This window comes from Microcoleus sp. Pol8_D6 (genome assembly GCF_036700965.1).
In the GTDB taxonomy this organism is placed as follows: domain Bacteria; phylum Cyanobacteriota; class Cyanobacteriia; order Cyanobacteriales; family Microcoleaceae; genus Microcoleus.
In genome coordinates, this window is the sequence record NZ_JAUBPW010000009.1 from 104,837 (window position 1) to 125,732 (window position 20,896).

A 20,896-nucleotide genomic window follows, 5' to 3' on the forward strand; every position below is an offset into this window, starting at 1 on the left:
TAACTCATTTTTTAAAACTGTAGCCGTTGCAACTCCCTACACGCATAACGGAGAGAAGGCAAAGTAATGCGATCGACTCCCTGAGGACATATTTCTCTAGCCAATTTGTTTGCCGCGCTTTTAGCTAGTTTAATCCTCTCTTCTGCACTCATATTGTCATCTTTATATTTAGTAATTTCATTACATTCTTGCCCTTCCATATTGTTATTAATGTAATAAAACCACGTTTCAATATTTCGGGCGGGCACAAAAATAGCAACTTTCTCATTAGGCAGTCGCGGATCTTTGTTTAAATTACCTGCTGTTTCGTCTAATGCTATATTTAAAGAACGCATTCGATCGTCCAAGCTATCTTCATCAGCATCAATCATCACTACTACAGCAATATTTCTGTACTTACGGCTTCTATAACTTTTAATCAGCTCTGGATAATACTTGAGTATCAAAGCATTGTTATTTTTAATTGTTTTCCCTTTAGGATTGCCAAAGTCTTTAATTTTGCGATCGTCCAAGCCGCAGCAGATCAGATATTGTCTGATAAATCGTTCTTGGTCAATATCTTCACAGAGAATAGTTACTTCGGGTAAATCATCTCTACTCGTCATAAATCCATCCAAGTTCTATAAGCTTAGCAACTGATAAACCTTCTTCTTCAGTATCAGTAATTGGCCGCACGCGGACAGCTTCATTATCTCTTCGTTCAAACCAATAACCTGAATTGCTTGCTAAGTAATTAATTAATGAGGGGTGATGAGAAATTAACATTGCTTGTGCTTGATTTTCCAGACAATAGTCCATCACCCTACCCCACCAAGGTTTTATTTCCGGTAAAGCCAGGAAATTTTCTGGTTCATCAATACACAAAGTAAAATTATCATCAGCAGAACAATATATTAAGGTGTATAGAGCAATTAAAGCTTTTTGACCGTGGGATAATTCATTAAGCCTATAAGCAGCCTTGCTGGGACGTGTAAAAGATGCTGATAAAATCCTAACATCACCGGATTTAGAATTTTGAAATGAATCAAATCCTTGGATAATCTTTTGTAATTCCAGCGTTAATTTAAGGATTTTACCTTGAGATTCTTGAGATAAATAGCTGTACCAAGCTGCATAATTTGACATATCCCAGTTAGGTGAACTTTCCTCCTTAAGGCTTTCTGATTCCATTATAAAAGGATTGATCTGTACAATAAAAAAGTTAGAAATCCGTTTTTTGAACCATGTAAGCTTTAGATTGTCAGGCCTCTCGTAAATAAAACCAATGCCAGAACGCGACCAATCAAAGAACGGTAAGAAAGGACCTTCGCGATCGGGATCGTCATTATACAGCTTAGCTTGACCTACAGGCATACCTCTATCGCCTGCATCAACCCAGAACTTAAACAGAGGTTGTCCGTCAAAAGTTAAGCTTTCTAGTCGCATTCTAGGAGGTGCATAGTCTCCTTGATGTTCGATCTCTAGGGTATATTTATAAATGCCACCATTTCCTTCAATATCTAATTCAAATTTTTGAATGTTTGATTTTTGCCATCTTGTTAAATCCTTGCTTGCAAACAAATCTGATACTTTATAATCTTGCTGGAAAGCTTGATCGCCTAAAATAAATTTCTGTAGTTTTCTTAAAACCTCGAAAACGGTAGTTTTGCCCGATCCATTTGAGCCCATAAAGAGATTTAAGCCAGCTACTGTCAAATCAAAATTGACCAGGCATCTAAAATTATTTACATAAATTCTCTTCAGCATAATTTTTATTGATAAACGTTAGGATAATTAGCAATTTAAGGGTCGATTAGAAATACAGCGGTTCTCCCACAAGACTTTGTACTTGCAAAGCAAAGCCAATTAGTTATTTTTAGGTCTTAAAATTGGTTAATCGAAAGGCTTCTTTAACCAATTCTTAGTTAAGTTCAACGGTGGTTTTCATGGTTCCATCTGCTTAATTGCTTCTCAAATTTAGATTTTCCTCATAATTACTGGGTTATTTACAATTATTAATATTGCCTTTAAATACAGTTTGAAGTTGACACTAATGGCTGGCAAAATAGCCAGCCATCAAGTTGTTTTAGCGTTTGACTAACTTCTTAGACACCTTCCGCAAGCGAATTGATTTCGGTGTTACTTCCACCAATTCATCCTGACCGATGTACTCCAAAGCGCGTTCCAAACTCATATCCACTGGTGCTTGCAATTGCGCCAATTCTTCACCGCCAGATGCGCGGTGGTTTGTCAACTGCTTCGACTTGCAAATATTCAGCTCCATGTCTTCATCTCGGTTGTTTTCGCCGATAATCATTCCTCTGTAAACCTTGGTTCCGGGGGTAATGAAAAATACGCCGCGGTCTTCAGCATTTTTCAGTGAATAAGTAGTTGCAATTCCTTCTTCAAAGGAAATCAATACTCCGTTGCGACGGGCGATAATTTCTCCACCGAGAGGGCGATAGTCGAGGAAGCTGTGGTTCATAATTCCAGCGCCGCGAGTCAAGCGCATAAACTCGCCTCGGAATCCAATCAAACCGCGAGCGGGGACTGAAAATTCGATTTGGGTGCGACCGGTGCTGCTGACGTGCATATCTTGCATTTCTGCTTTCCGCTGACCGAGGCGTTCGATGCAGCCGCCGACTGCTTCTTCGGGTACGTCTAACACCAAACATTCAAAGGGTTCGCAGGGACGACCGCCGATTTCGCGGTAGATCACTTGCGGCTGGGATACTTGGAATTCGTATCCTTCGCGACGCATATTTTCGATCAGGATGCCGAGGTGGAGTTCGCCACGGCCGGATACGAGGAATTTGTCGGGAGATTCGGTTTCTTCGACGCGCAAGGCGACGTTGGTTTGGAGTTCTCGCATTAGCCGATCGCGAATTTGACGCGATGTTACCAAACTTCCTTCTTGACCGCAGAACGGCGAATCGTTCACAGAGAAAGTCATCTGCAAAGTTGGTTCGTCTACTTTGATTAAAGGCAGTGCTTGCGGGTCGTTGGGGCAGGTAATTGTCTCGCCAATATACGCATCAGCAAAACCAGCAACGGCGACCAGATTACCAGCAGAAGATTCTGGGATATCAATCCGCTTCAGGCCTTCAAAGCCCATCAATTTGGTAATTTTTGATTTGACAATCGCGCCACTTTCGGTGATTAAGACTGCTTGTTGACCGATTCTAATCGTGCCGTTGTGGATGCGGCCGATGACGATGCGACCGACGTATTCTGAGTAATCTAAGGTGGTTACTTGCAGTTGTAGTGGCTTGTTGGGGTCGCCGACGGGGGGTGGTACGTGGTCGAGGATTTCTTCAAAGAGGGGCTTCATATCTACCCCTTCGTCTTCGAGGTGTTTTTTGGCGTAACCGCTTAAGCCGGAACCGAAGAGATAGGGAAATTCGCACTGATCGTCGTCAGCACCTAGTTCGAGGAACAGATCCAAAACTTTATCGACGGCTTTGTGGGGGTCGGCTCGCTCGCGATCGATCTTATTCACAAAGACGATCGGGCGCAGTCCTTTTTCTAGGGCTTTTTTGAGCACGAACCGCGTTTGCGGCATCGGGCCTTCGTTGGCGTCTACGATCAGCAGACAGCCGTCAACCATGCCGAGAACTCGTTCGACTTCTCCGCCGAAGTCCGCGTGTCCGGGGGTATCGACGATGTTGATCAGGGTTTCTCCGTACCTGACGGCGGTGTTTTTGGAAAGGATGGTAATGCCACGTTCGCGCTCGATGTCGTTGGAGTCCATGACGCAATCTGGGATTTCTTCCCCTTCGCGGAAGATTCCGGACTGTCTGAGGAGGGCGTCTACAAGGGTGGTTTTGCCGTGATCGACGTGAGCTATGATGGCGACGTTGCGAATGGGAAGACTCATAATGCGTCTGGGACGTTAAACGGATTTAACTAAAGATTTCTTAATAATTGTAGCGCATGGAGTCAAGGGGCGATCGGGCGCGGCTGTAAGATTGGAGTGCGATAGTCGCTAGAATCAAGATTATGGAAGCGCAATCGAGGGAAATGGAGCGTTACACCTCGCCTGACGGCAGAGTTTTTTTTGATCTGTGATATTGAGTTGGCCCAGGTGAAGAAGCTTGGATACGGGGCGATCGCCGGTATTAAGATGAGGGTGCAAGTACGATCGACTTTATGGAAGTACAACCGAGGGAAATTAGGCGTTATATTACCCCAGACGGTAAAAATCCTTTTGCAGAGTGGCTTAGTTCCCTGCGGGATTTGAATGCGGTAGTTAAAATTGAGCAAAGGCTTGACCGAGTTCGCTTGGGGAATTTAGGAAACAGCAAGTCTGTTGGGGAAGGAGTCTGCGAATTAAAAATTGATTTGGGGCCGGGGTATAGCGTGTACTTCGGACAATTGGGGTCAACAATAGTTCTTCTTCTCTGCGGTGGGGATAAAAGCACTCAAGAACAAGATATCCGCAAAGCTAAGGAGTATTGGAAAGAATATGGAGAACGCGAAAATGCCAACGAGCGATAGTTACCAGGGCTATCTGATAGGAGCGCTCAAGGATAAAATACACGCTGCGGCTTATCTAACAGCGCATTTGGAAGACGAAGAGCCTGAACCTGGTTTGCTGGGACTCGCACTTAGCAATGTATTTGAGGCTCTTGGCGAACCAAATATGTCTGCAGAAGATGCTAAATTGCAGTTGGACAAATTAGATGTTTTGTTGTCGGGAGAAGGAAGTGCGACAATTTATGCTTTGGCAAGTTGGCTGAAGGTTTTGGGATTAAAGCTAACAGTTGCGGTTGATGAAGGGGATAAAGGGGAAGAGAAAGATTCTGTTAGTGCTGCTGAGTTGGCGGAAGTTGGTAATATTTGATGAGGCGCCAACTTCCCAAACATGGCTTTTTAAGTTTTTTTGATTTTAGGGGAGCACTATGTCAGAAACCGAACTAGATTTAGTATCAATAGCCACGAGAGTATTGCAGCTTGAAGAAGATCAAGTTATTCTGAAAAAATATCTAGCCAAACTTAAGAGGCAGTTAGAGGCACAGGAACAGCGATTTAACGATCGCCCGGAGCCGCAAATGCTAGAAAGTTTGACTGCTGAAATTGCGTCCCTGCAACAGCCGTGTGATTTGGGAAATGGCGAGATGTCTGTCATTTCTGAGCCGCCCATCGAGCTTGACACCGAGACAGAAAAGCCAAAGTCAGACTTTCAGTATCAGTTAGTATGCGATCGTCCCAACAGTCGCGCTATCTTGATAGAAGCGCTATCACTAGCTCAAGAGCGGCTGATTATTGTTTGCCCTTGGCTCAATTGTAACAGCATTAATGATGAATTGCTGCAAAAATTTAGACAGTGTTTGAACCGAGGATGTTTGATAAATATTGGCTGGGGTTATCTGGGAGACAGGCAAAATCTCGGCAAGGGATGGCGCTACAATGCTTTGGCAGATTTGCAAGAATTAGCAAGCGAATATCCCGATCAATTTTGTCTCTATTTATTGGGAACTCACGAAAACTTTTTAGTCTGTGATTCTAGTTTTGCCATGTTGGGAAGTCACAATTTTCTGACTAACAGCGACCCAAGTGCAGAAAAAGAAGTGGGAATCCGCACGAATGACTGCCAAATTGTCAAGGGATTGATTGAGCGATTTGACAGCAGCGAAGTATTAAACGAGGAGGAGATAGAAAGGCGGTTTGTAGCAAGTTCGGATTACCTGGATCGAGCGGATTATTTGGAAGGATTAGCCGTGGATGCTGAAGATATTGCTTTAGAGGAGAGCAGTGAGGAGGATGTGGAGGATGAGTCTGAGGAATGTCGGGAACCTGTTGTTAGTGTTGAGGATTTTTGGGAGCGTTGCACTCAGGGAGAAAGAGATTTTACTGGAATTAATTTAGCTGGTGCTGATTTGAGCGGAAAGCGTCTAAATTCTGGTGTTAATTTGAGTAATGCTAATCTGAGTAAAGCTAATTTGATTGGCACAACTTGGCAGGCTGTAAATCTTAGTGGGGCAATTTTGAAGGGAGCAGATATGAGGGATGCACGTTTTGATGGCACAAATTTTAGTCAGGCTAATTTATCAATGACTAATCTCTCCAATACAAATTTATCCAGCACCAATCTGCATCAGGCAAACTTAGTCAAAGCCAACCTTTCTCAGGCTAATTTATCCAGTGCCAATCTGCATCAAGCTAACTTGGTAAATGCCAACTTTTCTCAGGCTAATTTATCCAGTGCCAATCTGCATCAGGCTAATTTAATTAATGCCAACCTCGCTCAGGCAAATTTACAATCAGCTAAACTAGAAAAAGCAAAATTGAGCAAGGCGAGTTTAAGAGGAGCAAAACTAGAAAATGCAAATTTTAGTGAAGCCGATTTGAACGGTGCAAACCTCAGCGGATCTCATGTTAGCCAACATCACACACGACCAAAATTCACAACTGCAAACCTGGATGAAGCTAACTTGAGCGGGCTATACTTGAGGAAAGTAGACCTAAAAAATGCTGATTTGACAAATGCCAATCTGAGTAATTCTAACCTTTTAGAAGCCAACCTTGATCGAGCAAATCTCAAGGGAGTTCAACTTCAAGGAGCGATTTACAATGAAGCAACTTTATTTCCTACTGATTTTGATCCCGTGAAAGCGGGCGCTTACTTAATTGCTCCTTATGTATCGCTGCCAAATGTCGATCTAACTGGTAGGGAGTTGAGCAGTGTTAACTTGATGGGAGCCAATTTACAAGGTGTTAATTTCATTTCTGCACAATTGACGAGTTCCAATTTGAGAGATGTTAATTTGAATGGGGCAAAACTTCAGGGAGCAAACCTAGAGGGCACAAATTTGAGCAGATCTAATTTAAGACAAGTTAACTTGAACGATGCAAGATTGTCTCAGGCTGATTTAACCACAGCAGACTTAACTGAAGCTGACTTGCGGCAAGCTGATTTATACGGTGCAAAGCTGGGTGGTGCTGACCTAATTTCAGCAGACATCCGTGCAGCAAGATTAGACTATGCAGACTTATCTGGCGCTAACTTAACGGGTGCAAAAATAGGAGGAGCAAACTTGGGAAATGTTAAACTGACTGGTGCAATTATGCCAGATGGATCTACTCACGAATAAAATTAGTTAAGGGGTTTGCTAAACAAACTCTACTCAAAAAGCGTGAATACACTCTTTCACCAGAAAATAAATATAATGAGAGGTTGTCTAAAAAAGTGATTGCTCTTCAGTTTCAGAGACCGGGGGACGATCGCCCTTTAATATCTAATTACTTAAATTCACAATACTTGCCCTTTTTCAAGCATGGGATTGGTGAGGTTGGGGATTCGAGAGTTGGCTGCCGAGAACGGTTGGACTCGGACAGAAATTGCCACTCGTTGATCGGGCGTTCACTACAGCACGCTGAAAAATTATGCCCGATCGCCCGGTATGGCAATGGCTGACATCGGTGCTCTGCTAAAATTGGCCCGGACGTTTGATGTGTCGATCTGAAGAATTGTTAGATTTTGTGGAACAGTAACAAATTACACTTAAAATAAACCAGCGCTACCAGCGCTAACCAGTTCGACCTCGCAGGGACGATCGACTGTGGGCCCAAGCAACAGATGCGAGAGTTGGCGGATGGGACAGGGCGAAGTCTGAAAGAGATGATATATTCTCAGCGGCAATTGTAGCTGTTCGATCGCCCATATCGGTCTACAATTTGTAACGTTGAGCCTTATTGAAGTGCAGGAGTGGAGCTGGCTTGGATAACGCTAGTCTGTCAAGAAAACCCCCGCAAGCCTCGGAGCTTGTCGCCGACGAAATTCCAGAAGCAGTGCGAGACCACCCATACCCAGAAGCACGGCAGAGTCAGTCTAAGAAAAAAGGGCTGATTTGGAAACTGCTAGGGTTGGCCGCCTTAGCCTTTGGGGTCAGCATCTGGCTGCACCTCAACTTTAACTTGTTCCCAGCCACCAGTCAGGCAGAGCAAACTCAACAAGACTCAGCGCCCACCAGTTCCGCGTCTCCGTCTGTCGCGAGTCCAGCTACCACCCCCAAAGTCCCCGCAATCCCAGAAAACCTGCTGGGACACTTGCCGTACCCAGAAGCACCAGCAAAAGACTTGGTAAGCGTCACCTCCGACGGTAGCGTCAAACTCCGCACCTCAGCAGCAGCAAAATATCAGGAAATGGTCAACGCCGCAGCCGCATCAGGCATCTATTTCGCTCCCATATCCGGCTTTCGCTCCCTGCAAGACCAACAGCACGTATTTTTTGACGTGAAAGCCGAACGCAGGCAAAACGCCAGCAAGCGAGCCGAAGTCAGCGCCCCACCAGGTTACAGCGAACACCACACCGGTTATGCGATCGACATCGGCGACGGCACCGCCCCGGAACACAACCTCAGTCCCAGTTTTGAAAATACCGAAGCATTCAAGTGGTTAGAAGCCAACGCCGTCGCTTTCAGCTTTGAAATGTCCTTCCCGAAAAACAATCGCCAAGGCGTCAGCTACGAGCCTTGGCATTGGCGGTTTGTGGGCGACAAGCAAAGCCTCGAAACTTTCTACAAAGCTCATTCGATGAAAAAGTAGAGGCAAGAAGGAAGAAGGAAGAAGGAAGAAGGAAGAAGGAAGAAGGAAGAAGGAAGATTTTCCACATCTCCGGCTTTGCCACTCTCCCACTCTCCCACTGCCCCACTCTCCTCACTCTTCCACTCCTCCACTCCTCCACTCCCCCACTCCCCCCCACTCCGTTGAGCCAAACTCGTGATTGCAATCTATCCAGGCAGCTTTGACCCCATTACCTTCGGTCACGCAGACATTATCGAGCGGGGATCTAAACTATTCGATCGGGTAATTGTTACCGTAGTCAGAAACCCCAGCAAAACCCCTCTCTTCACCGTAGAGGAACGGATCGAGCAAATCCAGCGCTCTACCCAACACTTGCCAAATGTAGAAGTAGACAGTTTTGAGGGTTTGACAGTAAACTATGCTAAGATTCGACAAGCCAAAGTGCTGCTGCGGGGGCTCCGGGTATTAACAGATTTTGAAATGGAACTCCAGATGGCCCACACCAATAAAACCCTTCTGGGTGAAATTGAAACAGTTTTTTTGGCAACTTCTAACGAGTACAGCTTTTTAAGTAGTAGTGTAGTTAAAGAAATAGCCAAGTTTGGTGGCTCCGTAGATCATCTTGTTCCGAAACACGTCGCCCTAGATATTTACAAATGTTACGCCAGCAGGAACCAACTCGCATCGAACCCGACACTACCGGACGCGGCACTGAGAACGAATCACCTCAGAACACAGCCACCTTCGGAGACCCCACCCGAACCGCAGGAGTAGACATCCAGCGGGAATTGAACAGGCTTGAGGAAATTGTTCTCGACAGTCCGCGAATTCCCATGACCAGACGCACTCTGGTGGATGAAGAACAGTTGCTTGATCAGTTAGACTTGGTGAGGCTAAATTTGCCGATCGCCTTTCAGGAAGCCGAGACGATCATCCGGCACAAGGACGACTTGCTTCAAGAGGCGGAACTTTACGCTCAGGAAGTGATAGAAGCAGCAGAACAGCGAGCAGCAGAAATTTTAAACGATATGGGCTTGCTCCAGCAGGCGAAGATAGAGGCAGATCAGTTGCGACAACAAGTTTTGCTCGACTGCGAGGCAATTCAGCAGGCCACGCTGGCGGAAGTCGAACAAATTCGCTACCAGGCTCAAGAGGAATTGGAAGAGATGAGAGTCAGGGCGATGGCCGAATGCGAGGAAATTCAAAACGGAGCCGATGATTATGCCGACCAAGTTCTCGATAATATCGAGCACAAGTTGAGCGATATGCTGCGCGTGATCCGCAACGGGCGCGATCAGTTGGATAGTGTTTCTGCGTCGCACATCCATCACAGCAACGGTTAGCCAACAGTGAACTCATTGCTTGAACATTTCTAAAAGTCTACCTAATTTAGGTAGATTTTTTTTCGCAATAGTCTCTATAGTCTTTATTCCTCAGTCCCAGCAGTCGGTGACTTATTTTTGCCGACATAAGTTTTGTGAAGATAGGAGCAAATATAAAATTTTATGCTAGAGTTTGGTGAAAACTCATCAGACAAAAAATTCGTAATTGGGTTCCAATTTTTACAATCTAATTTTTACCATGCAAAAAGTTTCTAATCGGTTCGCTGAATTTGATTTGATCCGAGCTTTAGCAATTGTCAGTGTGGTGATTACTCATGCTGGGTTCTTTACATTTCGCGATCGCAGAATTTTATTTGTGGCGATCGATACATTACAACTATTTTGCGTACCTGCATTTTTACTGTTGAGCGGTTTTTTTCTCAGCAACAAACTAGAAAATCAAAATAATCCCGCACTGGTAGTCAAAAAAAGACTGTCAAAAATTATACCCCCTTATCTGTTTTGGTCAGTAGCTTTGTACATCTTAAATAATTTGGGAGAAATCCAAAAATTTGATTTCCTTTCATTACTCAGAGATATCTTGACGGGTTCAGTGATGCCTCCCTATTACTTCATCGTTGTGATTGTTCAATGCTATGGCTGGTGGTGGCTGCTAGTGAAATTCAGAGTTTTAGAACCCAGAAAAGTTTTGGCTTTGGGCTTAACAATTCAAACAATTTTTACAATATTCTTCTACTTAAGCGCTTTCCAATACATATCAATACCTCTACCTTTGATGGAGCGCTGGATTTTCAGTTGGATTTTGCCATTTTCAACTGGTCTATTTTTGGGCAGCTCCTATGACAGAATTCAACCCGTTCTCGAACGGATGAAAATGCCAATTTTAGGGGCAACCATCCTTTTTTATCTAGCTAGCATTTGGGAATTTTACCTAAAAAGTAGAGTTAATTCGGACGCATGGTTTCTCCGATCGTTTTTTAAACTATCTGCTCAAGGATACGCAATTTTCTTCGTATTGTCGATCCTCGCATTTTCTAAGAATATTACACTTCCCAGTAGAGTGTCTGGGTTAGTCAAAATATTGGCTGCTTACTCATTCCCTATATATCTGCTGGATTCGACAGTAGTGAAATATGTCTTGTTAGTGTTTTATAAGTTTATTGACCCGGTAAATCCGCTGCTGAAGCTCGGCTTTTTAGTTACGGGAACTTTGTTAGGTTGTTGGGCGATTATCTACCTGTTGCAGAAAGTTTTGCCGCCCAAATACAGCCAATACATTCTTGGAATTTAAGCGAATTTTGTGTTCAGCGGATGTCTTCATAAAACTGCTTGAGATCCCTTGGGGAAACGCCAAAACCCCACAAAAAACCAATCGAAAGATAGATCGCAATAGCTTTAAATTCGCCCCAAGCTGCAACTCGACGGTCGCTACTTTCCACTACCCGATTGACTAACTTAAGTCTCCCCCGTCGCACTAACTTCAAACACAAATCCGCTTCCTCCATAATTGGCAGCGTGGCATCGAAACCAGCGCATTCCCAAAAATCGGTACGGCGGCAAAAAATAACTTGGTCGCCAAACAGCAGGCGCAATCCTTTAAAAAATAAATGAGGTCGAAATAACAGGGGCGCGTAATAAGTTTTCAGGTAATTGTGAAGAGAAAAACCCCATCTTGTTTGCTGCGAACCAGCCATCAGGGAGATAAACCCGCCGCCGGCAATTTCGGCATCGGACAATGTTTTCTGTATGACTCCTACAATGTCGTTGGGAACTAAAGTATCGGCGTGGAGAAAGCACAGAATTTCACCGGTTGCGACTTGAGCACCTAAGTTCATTTGCAGGGATCGTCCGGCTATACTGCTAGAAATAACGCGGATGCCTGCAGAAAGTGCGATCGCCGCTGTTTCGTCTTGACTGCGACCGTCTACCACCAACACTTCCCAAGCGGGAGGATTAAGAATGCTGAGTTGGCGGAGGGTGCGTTCGAGACAAGTCGCTTCGTTGAGGGCTGGGATGATAATAGAAACGCGATCCATCTGGTTGAAATTTATGCCAAAGATATTATAATAAACAACTGTGGCGATTCACAACTCACGAGAAAATAAAACTTACGCGCACAGATTCAAAAACCCGTGTCTGCCTGTGAACTCGTCACGAAACATCCGATTTTCTACAGAAATTGGTTTTTTTGGCGTCATTCCTATAAAATCACGCAAAAGTGCAATCGCCATCTATATTTTCCACTAATCAGGACAGAGAAAATCGTGCAGAAAACAGAAGTAAAAAATGATTTAGAATTTTATGAGGAAAATGCCGATAATTGGTGGGACGAAAATGCTAAAATTTATGCCTTATACCATCTAAATAAACCCAGATTTGAGTTTTTCGACAGACACGCGACTACTTGGCAAGGGCTGAAAACCTTAGATGTCGGGTGTGGCGGCGGCTTTTCTTGCGAGTTTATGGCCGAGAGAGGTGCTATTGTTTCTGGAATAGATCGATCGCAAAAATGTATTGTAGCGGCTCAAAATCACGCAGTTACTAGCGGTTATGAGATTGACTACAAGCAAGGTTTTGCCGAAAATATGCCCTACGAAGACAATACCTTTGATGTTGTAATCTGCGTGGATGTTTTGGAACACGTGGCCGATTACAAAAAAGTTGTGTCTGAGGTTCACAGGATTCTTAAGCCTGGGGGACTGTTCTTTTTTGATACAATCAACCGAACTTTTTCCTCGCAAGTTGTGATGATTGGGCTGATGGAAAATATTTTGCAGGAGATTAGGCGGGGCGTTCACGATTGGGAAAAATTTATTACCCCGGATGAGCTGTCTGTGGTAATGCGCGATACGGGTTTCGGCAAGATTGAAATTAAAGGTTTTGATATGTTTGGAGAAATGGGCGCTATTTTAGCCCAGATGCACGGTTTTTGGGGGAATCTTACAAGTGGAAAGCAGCTATTTCCTTCGGAGGAAAGTTTCCAACAAGTTTCTCAAGTGCTAATCTCTAATATCGCTAACTATTTTGATTACAAAAAGTCTGGGTTGTTTAAAATCAAAATTAATGAGGATACGTCGATTATGTATGTGGGCGTAGGGGCGAAGAATTAGTCGGTTAATTAGTGACTCTTGTCATTAGGGGCGGGTTTTAGACTGGTTTTTGCGATCGACAAATCCGGCTAAACCCCGCCTCTATTGCATTTTTTAGGGTATGCACGCAGCGGTACACCTTATCCTGTTGAGTGCAATACGCATATTCCGTAGGCACGGCGCCGTATCCTTACTATATTGCGGGCAATTGAGAATTGCTATATTGGCGATCGCACGACAAACCTAAGCCTGGGCTGAGGGATAGTGAGTATGGATCGAATTTTAATGACTCGCCCCAACTCCTCAAATAGCGATCGAGCAAGCATATATACTTAAATGTTAGGGCGGACAGAGTGGCATCGCCCCTACCGATTCACAATTTATCAAGAATTATGCCAGCAAGTTTTCTGCCAAAATCGATCGCACAACTTACAGAATCTACCTCAATTGCCTTAGCCCAAAGCATTCAACAAGCAGCAATTACAACTCCCCTATCTTCTGGACCAATTGCCACAACCTATGTGCGCCAGGGGAGTGGCAACACACCAATTTTGCTAATTCACGGCTTCGACAGTTCCTTGTTTGAATTCCGCCGCCTGTTGCCGCTGCTAGCTGCCGAAAATGAAACTTGGGCGGTTGATTTGTTGGGTTTCGGGTTTACAGAAAGATCGCCAGGTTTGGCCTTCAGCGCGAGGGCAATTGAAAGTCACCTTTACTATTTTTGGAAAACGCTAATTTCGCAGCCTGTAATCTTAGTCGGTGCTTCAATGGGAGGTGCAGCAGCAATTGATTTCACTCTCAATTATCCCGAAGCTGTAAAACAATTAGTGTTAATAGATAGCGCAGGTTTTGCCATCAGTTCTAATAAGGGAAAGTTTTTAATTCCTCCTTTAGGGTATCTGGCAACTTCATTTTTACGCAATCCCAAAATTCGCCAGCGAATTAGCGTCAATGCTTATTTCGATAAAAATTTGGCTTCTCAAGACGCTCAAACTTGTGCTGCTTTGCACTTGGAAATGCCCAACTGGAATCAAGCTTTAATTGCGTTTACCAAAAGCGGCGGTTACGGTGGTTTTGGGGAAAAATTATCGCAAATTCAGCAGCAGACGCTGATTTTGTGGGGAAAACAAGACCGGATTTTGGGGACGGCGGATGCGGAAAAGTTTGCAAGGGCGATCGCAAATTCTCAACTAATTTGGATACCCGACTGCGGGCACGTTCCCCACTTAGAAAAGCCACAGATTACCGCGCAACATATTTTAGAATTCATCACAAAAAGTGGACTCACGCAAAAAAATTAAACCTAAGGTGCGTTGCAGCGCACCTTATATATGTTTTCCCTTGGATATTTGGTATAGTTTGAGGTCAAATAGACAGGTTTCAAACTTTCGGCAAATACTTTTGTACGATCGTCCATCCTGTGAGCAACACAGTCACAAATCCCCCAAACAAGGCTAAATTAGTGCCGATGTGGAGGGGACGCGCCCAAGGATGTTTAGGACCAATTTGCAGCCCGCTGCCAACAGAAACCAACACCAAAGCTACAACAGCTAACCCCGCCGGTAAATGAGCCGAGTGACCCAAATTACCATAGTATCCTAGCGTACCGATTACACCAATTCCCAGCAGTAAAATTACCAAAGTCGCCATCCCCGCACCAGTGGCTAAATGAAAGGGACGCAACCATTTTGGGCGCGGTTGTTTGGTACTTCTAGCGGCAAACATCCACGTTCCAGTAACGGCCAGTAACAAGTAAGCCAACAGGGAAACACCCATTGACCAAGCCGCTATTTTCCACAACCACAAGAAAGAAGGCAGATTCATCGGTTGCATCCCTAATTAGGATTTTCCACAAAAGGTTTCTTTCCGATTTTACCTGGACTTGAAAGCAAAAATGAATTATTTTGAGAGAAAGTGCGCTCAGACTATCCACAGATTGCATCAGTCTTACCTTAAACTCAAACCCACTTTCTCCGATACTCAGCTTAATTTATGCTAGAGATTGGTCGCTCACCTTTTTAGGAGCCACCTTTCCATTCTAGCTGGCTGGTTTTGCTCTCCATGAAAGGCATTTTATAAAACCCTAATTTTTGTTCTAAGATTAACCGGAAAAAAGGCAGACCTTCAATCAAATATCTTTTCCACAACCTTCTCGGTTCACTTAACAGTCGGTACGCCCATTCTATGCCGACTTCGCTCATCCATTTGGGAGCTCTGGCTTTGCAACCAGCTTCAAAATCAATGGTTGCACCTACGGCTAAGAAAATTTTGACGTGTGTTAATTTGCTCCTGTATTTAACCAGCCACTTCTCTTGCTTGGGCGCTCCCACTCCTATAGCGAGAACAGTCGCTCCTGATTTATTGATCGCGTCAATTATTGTTTCACATTCTTCCTCATTTTTTTCAAAGCCAAAAGAAGGAGAAAGTGCTTCAACCACTATTTCTCTACCAATTTTTTGGTTAATTTTTTCCTGGGCTTTCTTAGCAATACCTTCAGCCGCTCCTAGCAAAAATATTTTAATTTTCTCGTTATCTTTGTGATACATATAAAATGCAGGGAACAAATCAGAACCAGAAATCTTTTCTTTGAGAGGAGTACCCAAAAACTTGGAGGCATACATCAATATTTGACTGTCGCAGACTCTATAAGTAGATGTATTGTAAGCTTCATAGAAGTCGCGGTCATACTGCAACTTAATCAAGTGGTCTACATTGGGTGTAAATACGACACCACCTTCGCAGTCGAGTTTTTCAAATAACTCTGTGATTGACAAGTTATCTATCGAGACATTCAATAAATTAACTGTTTTCATTTATGATGCCCTTCCCGCTTTATATTAAACTACAACCCAAACTATTATAACCCACAATTCAGTTTCGTGTTTTAACTACCTGGGTGATTCAGTGAACATACTTTTCTCAGTATATCCTCCTACACCCTGCCTGTCTAGTGAGGATTTTTAAAGATTATGTAAAGAATCAGCTCGTTTTAGAAAAAGTGTATAAAGCCAATTTTTAAGTTTATAAGTCGCAACACAGTTTCAAGTAAAAAGCCATCCAGTGCTAATACTTGTTGAAGCATTGCATATGAATGTAAAAAAAATAGTTTATGAGATTAAGAGTTTAACCTAGTGAAAAATATCTGGCAACTTCCGAACTGGATTTCATCCAAAAGTGGTAGATTTTTTAGTTTTTGTCTCCAGGGAAGGCAAGCTAGTGTCAAGCTTGCAGTGAAGCAGCGATCGCCTTCAGGAAAATCATCCTGATTTTTGGTGAACCAGCGTTTGTCTTCTTGGTGTCGAACTGGTTTTCTTGGCCTTAAGACTTTCTGGAGCTTTTAAGACGAGACCCGATATCCCTCCAGCAATCAGCGCAAAAATCGGGTTAGTCATAGCATTCAAAACACAGTCAAACACGTACATACTTAAGGCTACTCCCAGGGTGGCAGCAGGGGCTACTTTGGGATTAGACCAGGTTCTGGCGGGATATTTGAACAAACAAAAGACGATAACAGGAAGTAACATTGAAGAAAATAAACTAACTAAACCGACTGCACCGTTGATGCCAAATGCAATAATCCATAAGCTGTCGGTGACCGAGATATCCTCACCGTACTCGTTATACACGCGGTTTCCGCCGGAATCTCCCCAGCCAAACATAAATCTTTGCCGCGCCTTTTCCCCCAATATCTCTTCATTGTCAAATCTAAACTTCAAAGAGGCGGCTCGTTCTTCGCCAAATATTTGATTAATGAATGCAATCACGTCTTGGCTCGAAAATTGACCCGATGCAGCTATGTACAGATAAAACACTATATATCCAATTATCAAGAGCAAGGGCAAAGAGGTGCGAAAAAACTTGGCAGAGAATAATACGATCAACGCCATTCCAAATAAACTGTAGGCGCCAGTAGAACGGCACAGGAAAAAAGCGATAGTTAATATAATTGCTAAAGTCTTGATGTTACGGCCCATAAACTTTTTGAGCGTCCCAGTTTGCCACAGCCAAACAGCAATTAAGGCGGCTGTCATCATCCACAGGCCCACCATCAAACCGTGCTGCATAAACACCACTGGTCTCCACCCCCCCATACGCCTTGCTTGACCCCAGTCCTCAAAGGCATTGACGCCGTAAATCATTTGGTGCAGAATTGGGCCCCTAACCCCTTCAATTAAAGTAAAAGGAATGTAGGCTAACCCACCTGCAAAAATGCCGATCGCCAATTGTCGCAGCCCGTCTAAACTACCCACATACAAGCGTCCTAAAAAATAAGGCAGACCCCAAGTAACGATTTGGTTGATAGTCGGAGAAATCGGGCTGCCGCCATTACTAACTTGTGAAATAATTGGACACAAACAGTAAATTACCATTGGCACGTCCAGCCAACCGGGCTTAAAAGAGGTGAGGCGCGCAGTATCGTAGATAAGAGTCCCCAGCAAAATCCCGTAGCAAGCTGCAGAGATTTTGGTATACGGTGGCAATGAGGGGATGGGATAAGAAGCTTGCGGTAAAAAAAGCCACGCTGCTACAAAACTTATAATTACCGCCCGCTGAGCCGGAAACCTGACAAACAGGTAACAAACGACTGGAATAAAGCCGAACATAGCCAGTGGGATTAATGCAACCATAGGTCTTTTTTGGCAGTAAAATTGTAGAAATAAAACTCGAATTGCCCGATAAAAATTCTCGATTAAACGATCGCCCCACCCCAATCTTTTAAATCAACCTCGATTTTACATCTTGTTCGTTAATTGTGCCTGACGTTCCAAAGCAGTGTACAGTGCCGCCTCGAAGAGATTAGTTGCATCCTCCCAAGTATAATTTATTACCGTCTCCAAAGCTGCCTCGGACATTGCGCGCCATTCGGCATCAGGCAACTGACAAATCTGCTCGATCGCTTTTGCCATATCCTCTGGGTCTTCTGGCTTGACAAGTATGCCACCCCCGCCAGCAAGTAGTTCCGGAGCCGCACCAGCAGGAGTGCCGATGACTGGAGTGCCACAAGCCATAGCTTCGATAATTGGCAAGCCGAAGCCTTCGGAGCTGCTGGCAAACAGCCAAGCATCGCATTTGCTGTAAAATTCTTTTAGTTCGTCTTGAGTCGGTTTCTTATTATACTCAGTACCCTTCGGCAGCAAATTGGGAGGAGGAGTATCGCCGGAACCAAAGGCAACTAAACGAAGGTTAGGAATTTTTTTAGCAGCTATAGAGAAAGCTTTCAGGGCAAGAGCGCAGCCTTTCCAAGGAGTTGTAGTATAGTACATCCCGACTGTGGGAACTAATTGCTTCCCTCGCGGCTGCTTCGCTCGCGACTGGGGGTCGTAAAACTGTTTGGTGTCCACCGTAGGAGGGACGAGAGATACAGACACATCGCCGTATTCATTCCGAGCTATGTCGGCCAGCCACTGTGCCACAGCGATTTTGTGCATCGGCAGCCGCCAAGTTGCCTCTACTCGACCTTTTGGTACGTAGTCAAAAGCCTCATAGTGTTGGAGAAAATATACTTTCGCTCCTTTGCTCGGAGAGAGTTTTGCCACCCACTCGGCAGTTTCCCACCAAGTAGCCATGATAATATCCGCATCAGGTACGTCCAGGTCGGTAATTGGACGGTAGGTTTCGAGAACTCGGCTTTCGACATCCACCTTGTCAAAGTGAGAGGGTTCTTTCTTTGGAGCGGACTCCCAACCCCTACCTCTGAGCAGCGATCGCAATTGTTGGAGCCAAGTCGGTTGCCGCGGGGGCGTAGAGACGATCAGTATTTTGTGTCCTCGCTTTTGAAGAAGTTTTGTGTAGATAGATAAAACTCTCATGCCACCTGCAAGACCAAGGGTAGGAAGGACAAAAGTAATTTTCATGAGTATATGCTGAAGATTGATACTGGTTAAAACTCCCCCATAACAAAAAGTTCGCACTTACCAGCCTCTGTTTGGCTTTTGTGGGGGGTGCGGATCTCTGCAGGAGGGATCGTAACTCGATAGTCGAGCCGATCTTAACTTTGTCGTCAGGGACTTTTCCCAATTACAAATCGGGAGATGTTTGATGACAAGACAAGTTTAACCGGTAACGGAGCCAGCCTTAAAACCTCCGTTGCCCTCTAGTTCAGATTTTGGCAGATCAATTTATAGCCAGTATTCCGTCGTCGCTGCGGTCATAATTCGTGTCGAGACTGCTGCGTAGGAAACAGGACACAGGCGATTTTATTTGTAGCAGAAGCACCCCACCAAACGATATTGAGTTTCTCCCCAGAATCCGGCGCCGAAAACGCCCGTAGCGCCGAATTTCAAATGGCAGCGCGGCACTTAGCATCCAACCAGAATTTTTTTGTCCGCATAGTAGGGAGAAAAGCAATCTATGTTAACCTCGCGGTTTTTAGATTTGTCTACAGCAACTTTCAATGCCGCTTCAAAATGATCCGTGGCATCTTCCCAAGTATAATTGTTCACCTTGGCATAGGCGGCTTCAGACATGGCTTGCCACTTGGAATTTGGCAACTGACAGATAGACTCTATGGCTTTTGCCATTTCTTGGGGATCTTCTGGTCTTACAAGTATGCCAGTACCGCCGCTCAAAATTTCAGGAGCAGCGCCTGCTGGGGTACTGATGACGGGAGTGCGGCACGCCATCGCTTCGATAATTGGCAAGCCGAAGCCTTCTGAGCGGCTCGCCAGCAGCCAAGCATCGCATTTGCTGTAATAGTCTTTGATTTTGTCTTGGTCGGGTTGAATTACATACTCGGCATTGGCCGGTAGGGGCAATTCCGAGGATGGGGCATCTACACCGAAGGCAACCAGACGCAAGTTGGGGATCTTTTCTGCTGCTATGGAAAAAGCTTTGAGGGCGATGTCGGTTCCTTTCCAGTAGATTGTAGAGTACATTAGACCCACTGTAGGAACCGATTGTTTGTTGCGAGGACAGGCGTAAAATTGTTTGGTGTCCACGCTAGGAGGAGCTAAGGAAACTTGGTCATCGCCATATTTAGTCCGAGCTAGCTCAACTAACCACTCAGAGATCGTAATTTTGTGCATGGGCAGCATCCAAGTTGCTTCTACTCTTCCTTGAGGTAGATAGTCAAAAATTTCGTGGTGCTGGATAAAATAAGCTTTTGCTCCTTTGGTAGGAGAGAGTTTGGCTACCCACTCGGCGGTTTCCCACCAGGTGGCAACTACTACGTCAGCGTCAGGTACATCTTTGTCTTCTACGGGGCGGTAGCGATCGGTAATTTTGTGTTCTACACCTAAGTTATCGAAAAATGAGGGTTCATTTTCAGGTGGGGAAATCCAACCCCCTCCCCGCAGCAGCGACTTGACTTGCTCGCGCATACTCGGCTGGGGACTGGGTACAGAGATGACGAACACGGAGTGTCCTCGCTTTCTCAAAAGTTCTGCGAAAATAGATATTACTCGTATTCCACCAGTCAGAGACAGAGTAGGAAGAACAAAGGTGATTTTCATTTTTAAGTCCCGCTGACGACTTTAACTCGCTCTCGGCGCTGCTAGCAGCGCTGATATTAGAGCCCAAAAGGAAAGAGGGGCGGGTGAATATTAATTACCGCTTTCCTGGTGTTTACATAGAATCCAACTGATCGACTGTTCGCAACACCCCAACATCTATCTGCCAAAATATCACTGTCATTGCATTGATGATAAAGATTGATTTGATCGCGAAACAGTTCCTAGAGGGATAATTTTCAGGTCAGCGAAAGTTCCTCCTGAAGATAGATTCCTCATCAAATAGGAGCTTTGTTCGCGACAAACACCAAGCTAGACAACACCCTCTGTTAAAGATAACATCATTTACGATCAACCAGATAGAGATGTACGGGAAACCGAATATCAGCAAACTTTTAATGTGGGGGATAAAGGTAGCATTAACAACAATATGCGGTAGTCCTAAACAAGTAATGATAAATTGTAGTGATGGATAAAATACCAAATCGCACCGATGTGATTATTTAATGAC

Annotated in this window: 19 protein-coding genes and 1 pseudogene; 10 read left to right on the forward strand and 10 right to left on the reverse strand. The window is 44.5% G+C overall.

Translation table 11 applies throughout. From position 1 onward, the window contains the following. Window positions 1–11: 11 nt before the first annotated feature. From QUA10_RS06220 to typA, 3 genes are all read right to left on the reverse strand, one after another. Window positions 12–605: a hypothetical protein gene (locus tag QUA10_RS06220; RefSeq protein ID WP_333081901.1), complete on the reverse strand. Its 594-nt coding sequence runs from the start codon at window positions 603–605 to the stop codon at window positions 12–14. After that, window positions 595–1,746, reverse strand: coding sequence for an AAA family ATPase (locus tag QUA10_RS06225; protein WP_333081902.1), 1,152 nt, complete (start codon window positions 1,744–1,746; stop codon window positions 595–597). Before QUA10_RS06225 ends, QUA10_RS06220 begins: the two co-directional genes overlap by 11 nt. 319 nt (window positions 1,747–2,065) lie before the next feature. Further along, on the reverse strand, window positions 2,066–3,856 hold the full coding sequence (typA, locus tag QUA10_RS06230; protein ID WP_333041979.1) for a translational GTPase TypA: 1,791 nt from the start codon (window positions 3,854–3,856) through the stop codon (window positions 2,066–2,068). Window positions 3,857–4,128: 272 nt separating this feature from the next. On the opposite strand from typA, the gene QUA10_RS06235 reads away from it, so the two are divergent. The 4 genes and pseudogenes from QUA10_RS06235 to QUA10_RS06250 all read left to right on the forward strand — a co-directional run bounded on the left by QUA10_RS06235 (window position 4,129) and on the right by QUA10_RS06250 (window position 7,473). Then, window positions 4,129–4,476 carry a type II toxin-antitoxin system RelE/ParE family toxin gene (locus QUA10_RS06235; protein WP_333081903.1) on the forward strand — a complete coding sequence of 116 codons (348 nt, stop codon included), beginning with the start codon at window positions 4,129–4,131 and terminating at the stop codon, window positions 4,474–4,476. Then, the gene (locus tag QUA10_RS06240) at window positions 4,460–4,822 is read left to right on the forward strand and encodes a transcriptional regulator (RefSeq protein WP_333081904.1); all 363 of its coding nucleotides are present in this window, start codon (window positions 4,460–4,462) and stop codon (window positions 4,820–4,822) included. The genes QUA10_RS06235 and QUA10_RS06240 overlap by 17 nt, the downstream gene beginning before the upstream one ends. Before the next feature lie 58 nt (window positions 4,823–4,880). Then, on the forward strand, window positions 4,881–7,073 hold the full coding sequence (locus QUA10_RS06245) for a pentapeptide repeat-containing protein (protein ID WP_333081905.1): 2,193 nt from the start codon (window positions 4,881–4,883) through the stop codon (window positions 7,071–7,073). A 183-nt stretch (window positions 7,074–7,256) separates the two neighbouring features. After that, a pseudogene (locus QUA10_RS06250) lies at window positions 7,257–7,473 on the forward strand (helix-turn-helix domain-containing protein). A gap of 35 nt (window positions 7,474–7,508) precedes the next feature. On the opposite strand, the gene QUA10_RS06255 reads toward QUA10_RS06250, so the two are convergent. Beyond that, window positions 7,509–7,643 (reverse strand): hypothetical protein, encoded by a 135-nt coding sequence (locus tag QUA10_RS06255; RefSeq protein WP_333081906.1) that lies wholly within the window; start codon window positions 7,641–7,643, stop codon window positions 7,509–7,511. 55 nt (window positions 7,644–7,698) lie between these two features. Between QUA10_RS06255 and QUA10_RS06260 the strand changes: the two genes are divergently transcribed. The 4 genes from QUA10_RS06260 (at window position 7,699) to QUA10_RS06275 (ending at window position 11,139) form a co-directional block, all read left to right on the forward strand. Continuing rightward, window positions 7,699–8,526, forward strand: coding sequence for a M15 family metallopeptidase (locus tag QUA10_RS06260; RefSeq protein WP_333081907.1), 828 nt, complete (start codon window positions 7,699–7,701; stop codon window positions 8,524–8,526). Between the two features lie 174 nt (window positions 8,527–8,700). After that, entirely contained in the window at window positions 8,701–9,279 is a 579-nt protein-coding gene (coaD, locus tag QUA10_RS06265) for a pantetheine-phosphate adenylyltransferase (protein WP_333081908.1), read from the forward strand. Further along, window positions 9,162–9,848 carry a DivIVA domain-containing protein gene (locus tag QUA10_RS06270; protein ID WP_333081909.1) on the forward strand — a complete coding sequence of 229 codons (687 nt, stop codon included), beginning with the start codon at window positions 9,162–9,164 and terminating at the stop codon, window positions 9,846–9,848. The genes coaD and QUA10_RS06270 overlap by 118 nt, the downstream gene beginning before the upstream one ends. 238 nt (window positions 9,849–10,086) lie before the next feature. Continuing rightward, entirely contained in the window at window positions 10,087–11,139 is a 1,053-nt protein-coding gene (locus tag QUA10_RS06275) for an acyltransferase (RefSeq protein WP_333081910.1), read from the forward strand. Between the two features lie 13 nt (window positions 11,140–11,152). Here the strand turns inward: QUA10_RS06275 and QUA10_RS06280 are convergent, their stop codons facing one another. After that, window positions 11,153–11,884, reverse strand: coding sequence for a TIGR04283 family arsenosugar biosynthesis glycosyltransferase (locus QUA10_RS06280; RefSeq protein ID WP_333081911.1), 732 nt, complete (start codon window positions 11,882–11,884; stop codon window positions 11,153–11,155). A gap of 228 nt (window positions 11,885–12,112) precedes the next feature. Between QUA10_RS06280 and ubiG the strand changes: the two genes are divergently transcribed. Together ubiG and QUA10_RS06290 are read left to right on the forward strand one after the other, a co-directional pair. Further along, window positions 12,113–12,958, forward strand: coding sequence for a bifunctional 2-polyprenyl-6-hydroxyphenol methylase/3-demethylubiquinol 3-O-methyltransferase UbiG (gene ubiG / locus QUA10_RS06285; protein WP_333081912.1), 846 nt, complete (start codon window positions 12,113–12,115; stop codon window positions 12,956–12,958). Window positions 12,959–13,329: 371 nt separating this feature from the next. After that, a complete protein-coding gene (locus QUA10_RS06290) occupies window positions 13,330–14,238 on the forward strand; it encodes an alpha/beta hydrolase (protein WP_333081913.1) in 909 nt (302 codons plus the stop codon). A gap of 79 nt (window positions 14,239–14,317) precedes the next feature. Here QUA10_RS06290 and QUA10_RS06295 read toward each other — a convergent pair whose 3' ends face one another. From QUA10_RS06295 to QUA10_RS06315, 5 genes are all read right to left on the reverse strand, one after another. Continuing rightward, a complete protein-coding gene (locus QUA10_RS06295; RefSeq protein WP_333081914.1) occupies window positions 14,318–14,761 on the reverse strand; it encodes a DUF4079 domain-containing protein in 444 nt (147 codons plus the stop codon). A 194-nt stretch (window positions 14,762–14,955) separates the two neighbouring features. Next, window positions 14,956–15,750, reverse strand: coding sequence for a WecB/TagA/CpsF family glycosyltransferase (locus tag QUA10_RS06300; protein ID WP_333081916.1), 795 nt, complete (start codon window positions 15,748–15,750; stop codon window positions 14,956–14,958). 444 nt (window positions 15,751–16,194) lie between these two features. Then, window positions 16,195–17,565 carry an O-antigen ligase domain-containing protein gene (locus QUA10_RS06305; protein ID WP_333081917.1) on the reverse strand — a complete coding sequence of 457 codons (1,371 nt, stop codon included), beginning with the start codon at window positions 17,563–17,565 and terminating at the stop codon, window positions 16,195–16,197. A gap of 105 nt (window positions 17,566–17,670) precedes the next feature. Beyond that, window positions 17,671–18,792 carry a glycosyltransferase family 4 protein gene (locus QUA10_RS06310; protein ID WP_333081918.1) on the reverse strand — a complete coding sequence of 374 codons (1,122 nt, stop codon included), beginning with the start codon at window positions 18,790–18,792 and terminating at the stop codon, window positions 17,671–17,673. A gap of 444 nt (window positions 18,793–19,236) precedes the next feature. After that, complete coding sequence (locus QUA10_RS06315) at window positions 19,237–20,388, reverse strand: glycosyltransferase family 4 protein (protein WP_333081920.1); 1,152 nt, start codon at window positions 20,386–20,388, stop codon at window positions 19,237–19,239. Between the last annotated feature and the right edge of the window lie 508 nt (window positions 20,389–20,896).

Coding starts and splice junctions, on each gene's coding strand:
- QUA10_RS06240 (WP_333081904.1), top strand. CDS start 4,460: ATGCCAACGAGCGATAGTTACCAGGGCTATCTGATAGGAGCGCTCAAG.
- QUA10_RS06290 (WP_333081913.1), top strand. CDS start 13,330: ATGCCAGCAAGTTTTCTGCCAAAATCGATCGCACAACTTACAGAATCT.
- QUA10_RS06270 (WP_333081909.1), top strand. CDS start 9,162: ATGTTACGCCAGCAGGAACCAACTCGCATCGAACCCGACACTACCGGA.
- QUA10_RS06295 (WP_333081914.1), bottom strand. CDS start 14,761: ATGAATCTGCCTTCTTTCTTGTGGTTGTGGAAAATAGCGGCTTGGTCA.
- QUA10_RS06280 (WP_333081911.1), bottom strand. CDS start 11,884: ATGGATCGCGTTTCTATTATCATCCCAGCCCTCAACGAAGCGACTTGT.
- QUA10_RS06255 (WP_333081906.1), bottom strand. CDS start 7,643: ATGGGCGATCGAACAGCTACAATTGCCGCTGAGAATATATCATCTCTT.
- typA (WP_333041979.1), bottom strand. CDS start 3,856: ATGAGTCTTCCCATTCGCAACGTCGCCATCATAGCTCACGTCGATCAC.
- QUA10_RS06235 (WP_333081903.1), top strand. CDS start 4,129: ATGGAAGTACAACCGAGGGAAATTAGGCGTTATATTACCCCAGACGGT.
- QUA10_RS06245 (WP_333081905.1), top strand. CDS start 4,881: ATGTCAGAAACCGAACTAGATTTAGTATCAATAGCCACGAGAGTATTG.
- QUA10_RS06300 (WP_333081916.1), bottom strand. CDS start 15,750: ATGAAAACAGTTAATTTATTGAATGTCTCGATAGATAACTTGTCAATC.
- QUA10_RS06305 (WP_333081917.1), bottom strand. CDS start 17,565: ATGGTTGCATTAATCCCACTGGCTATGTTCGGCTTTATTCCAGTCGTT.
- QUA10_RS06275 (WP_333081910.1), top strand. CDS start 10,087: ATGCAAAAAGTTTCTAATCGGTTCGCTGAATTTGATTTGATCCGAGCT.
- QUA10_RS06220 (WP_333081901.1), bottom strand. CDS start 605: ATGACGAGTAGAGATGATTTACCCGAAGTAACTATTCTCTGTGAAGAT.
- QUA10_RS06310 (WP_333081918.1), bottom strand. CDS start 18,792: ATGAAAATTACTTTTGTCCTTCCTACCCTTGGTCTTGCAGGTGGCATG.
- QUA10_RS06315 (WP_333081920.1), bottom strand. CDS start 20,388: ATGAAAATCACCTTTGTTCTTCCTACTCTGTCTCTGACTGGTGGAATA.
- QUA10_RS06225 (WP_333081902.1), bottom strand. CDS start 1,746: ATGCTGAAGAGAATTTATGTAAATAATTTTAGATGCCTGGTCAATTTT.